The following is a 3,369-nucleotide window of genomic DNA, read 5'->3' on the forward strand; positions in this document are numbered from 1 at the left end:
AAGGCTTGTGTTTCACACTACACCTCCTCGCGGCGATCAGAAACGACGTCGGGATGACGACGCCGGCAGGACAGCTTGACGCCCATCGCCTTTCTGGGCGGGTTATTGCCCGGTGGATCGTACAGGCATTCGTTCTTGTCGCTATATGCGTGAGCGCGGATGAGACCGCGACGGTTCCATATCTTTACGCTCGTCGGCGAGACGTGCAACGCATCGGCCATTTCTTGCAGCGTCAGCAGACCCGCTTCGCGTAACCGGTCATAGCGTGGCTTCAGGCAGTAATTGCGCTGCAGGCGTGCGACCATTTTTGCATTAAAGGGTCTACCCGTGCCCGACGGGGCGCCACGTTCGTTCAGGATGTTCGCGATCTGCAGGACAGTATGGTGATTGAGCAGTTCATCGATCTGAGCGATCACTGCGGCGGGCGTGACCCAGTGCTGCCATGATTTTAGTGGCAACGGTACCGCGAGGGTCCGGTGGGCGCCGCCCTTGAAGCGGATCTGTGCGGTAACCTGCTGGCCGCGCTCCAGGGTGACGTCTTCCAGAAGCAGCCTGATCATGCGTTTGCGTTCCCGGTCGGGCGTAGCGGGGTCCCGCCATAGCCGAGGGAAGTTTGACGCCAGCGAGACGATGACGGCGCGCTGCTCATCTGTCAGGATACGGGCGTCCTGTTCGCGACGACGCCGATATTCCTCGTTAGCCTCAGTCAGCGCGCGAAGTTTATGGTTCCAGTCTGCTTCGAGTGAGTCGGCAACAAGCCGGTTCTCCGGATCGACGCGCATATAGCGGCGCTGCGCCAGATCGGCTTCGTACTGGGCGCGCTCCACCTGCTTGTGCCGCAGACAGTCGGCTTCTTCGATTCGGGACTGGAGTTCGCGCTGAACGGCAAGGCTCACCTCAATGGCAAGCGGATTAAGCGCTTCGACGAGCAGTTCGCCAATGGCCTCGTCGATGCCAGCCCCGTGGATGCGCTGGCAGATGGGTTCGGCCTGCTCGATGCCTTCGCGCTGGCAGACGTACTCGGGACACAGGCGCCCTCGGCGGCTATGATAACCGACGGTCATGCGATTGCCGCAGCGTGCGCAGACCACGAGTCCCTGAAGCAGTGCTGGACCCTCACGCGGTGCGCCACGGCGCCGGTCGGCACCGATTACCTGTGCGCTCTCATGCAAACGCCGCTGATTGTGCTCATACTCTTCCCAGGAGAGATAACCGACATGAGCGCCCGGAATCAACGTATCCCACTCGTCGCGCGGAGTGCGAATCACAAGCGTGCGTCCATCGACTGTCTTGCGTGTATGGGTGCGCCCATACACGAACGCGCCGGCATACCTTGGGTTGTGGAGAATGCGCACGACCTGGCTGTGTCCGAGGCTGCCCCACAACAATTCGCCCTTATGCGGACCTTTGCGGCATCGTCGTGGAAACGCGAGCTCGATATGATGCGCGGCGCGTGCGGTAGCCATCGCCGATCCCGTACCTCGGAAGGTGTCGAACAGCCACCTCAGGCAGTGCTGGACCTGCTGGTCCGGATCAAGAACGACCGCGCCCGCGGCGTTGTACACGAAGCCGACAGGCAGGCGTATCTGCAGTTCGCCGCGTCTCGCCTTGCTTAGGATTCCTCCTTGCAGGCGCGCCCGCAGAACGTGCAATTCGGCCTCGCTCATGGTGCCCTTAAGCCCCAATAAAAGCCGGTCGTTGAAGTGAGCAGGATCGTATATGCCATCCTCGTCAAGGATCAACGTACCAGTGATAGCACAGATCTCAAGCAGCCGATGCCAGTCGGTGGAGTTGCGCGCCAGGCGCGACACCTCCAGGCCAAGCACGATGCCGGCATGACCCACGCCAACTTCGGCGACCAGCCGCTGGAATCCTTTGCGGTCCGCCGATGACGCGCCGGACTGACCAAGGTCGCTATCGATCACAATAATGCGGTCCTCGGACCATCCCAGGGCGACGGCCCGTTGGCGCAGCGCATATTGGCGTTTGGTGCTCTCGGTGTTCTCGAACACCTGACGTAATGTGGATTGCCGGATATAAAGATAGGCGTTGCGCTTCAGATGACTCGCCTGGACCTTCTGATGAGGATCGCTCTTCATGCTGCTGCCTCCTGACGCCGGTGTAAAAGCATTGAAGCCAGAATCAACGTCGCCTCCTGATGCAGCGTGAGGGGGATGATCTCTGCCTCACCAGGCGGCGGCTGCCGCCGTACAACCGTGGTTGCGCACTGGGCCCATGCCTGCATCCACGCTCTCATGCCGCTGCGCATCAACAGCACGAGGCCCTGGCCGCGAGGAATCGCGCACGGCAATCCAAGTGCCTGTTGCCTCAGATCTTCATAACGGGAAATCAGTCCGTCATTGCACAGCGCAGGGTCCGGAGTGGACACGGACGGTTTCGTTACGGTTTTTTTTGACGCAGAAACTGCCGTTCGATACTGCGCGGATGGACCTGTACGCCGAAGGTCTGGTGCACCAGGCTGGCCAGTCGCTCCGCTCGCACAGTCGGCTCGGCCACCCGCGCCCGGTTCAGAAACTCCATCACCGCTGGAGTCAATTTGTGGCCGCTGCGCGGCCCGGTCTTCTGCGGAATCAGAGCGGCCAGTCCGCCTTGTTCGAAAGCCGTCTGAGCCTGATAGAACGACGGCCGTGAGAAACCGAATGCCCGGGCCGCTTCGCTGATCGACTGCTTGTCTACGCGTACCGCGCGCAGCATCTCGTATTTGACCTGCAGCAGATCGAGGGAATCGAAGAACTCTTTGTCCCGAAACAACGGATGCGTCACGGCATCTGGACGCGGATTGAGGCTCGCCTGCTGACGTAGCGTGCGGCGCTTGTCCTCTTTGCGTCGGTCGATTGCCATGTACGAACTCCGGAAAGTGATCAAATTACTGTAAATATAATTATGTACCATAATTCGGAATACGCAAGCTGTATATCCATGGCCAACAACACGCATACCGCCAAAATGAAGCGTTATATTTGCAATATCCAGGCAACCAATCAATCCATTGTTCGGCGTATTTAAATTTACATCCTCGGCGTATTTGACTTTACACGTGTCTGCGCCGATCACGTCTCAAGCGCGGAGATCAAGCGCCCCAGTTCAAGCAGTTCTTCCACACGAAACAAGGCGCGCCCGGCAGCGACCATGTTGAATGGGTTCTCGCCGACGACGCTGGTCCAGTTGGCCGGCAGCGCTCGCAACCGACCATTTGCGTCATGAAACCAGACCCTATCCTCATGCCAGTTATGGGCGTGAAGGATCAGTTCGAATTCTTGCAAATGAAGGGGGTGGTACGGATGAGTGACCTGAAAACGTTGGCCTCCAGCGTCACTTACAGGCGCAGTTGTCTGCGAACTCCAACGC

The 3,369-nt window shown here is 59.4% G+C and carries 4 protein-coding genes; all 4 read right to left on the minus strand.

Translation table 11 applies throughout. The features are described 5' to 3' along the window. Positions 1 to 17 precede the first annotated feature (17 nt). Positions 18 to 2,099, minus strand: a complete 2,082-nt coding sequence (locus tag P3T23_RS47260; protein WP_429322887.1) for a recombinase family protein — start codon at positions 2,097 to 2,099, stop codon at positions 18 to 20. Beyond that, a complete protein-coding gene (locus P3T23_RS47265; protein WP_429322888.1) occupies positions 2,096 to 2,389 on the minus strand; it encodes a hypothetical protein in 294 nt (97 codons plus the stop codon). The genes P3T23_RS47260 and P3T23_RS47265 overlap by 4 nt, the downstream gene beginning before the upstream one ends. A gap of 11 nt (positions 2,390 to 2,400) precedes the next feature. Then, positions 2,401 to 3,075, minus strand: coding sequence for a helix-turn-helix domain-containing protein (locus P3T23_RS47270; protein WP_429322889.1), 675 nt, complete (start codon positions 3,073 to 3,075; stop codon positions 2,401 to 2,403). Further along, the coding region (locus tag P3T23_RS47275) for a DUF5372 family protein (RefSeq protein WP_429322890.1) at positions 3,072 to 3,369 on the minus strand (298 nt) is incomplete at its 5' end. The genes P3T23_RS47275 and P3T23_RS47270, both read right to left, overlap by 4 nt.

The organism is Paraburkholderia sp. GAS448 (assembly GCF_050435685.1).
GTDB lineage: Bacteria > Pseudomonadota > Gammaproteobacteria > Burkholderiales > Burkholderiaceae > Paraburkholderia.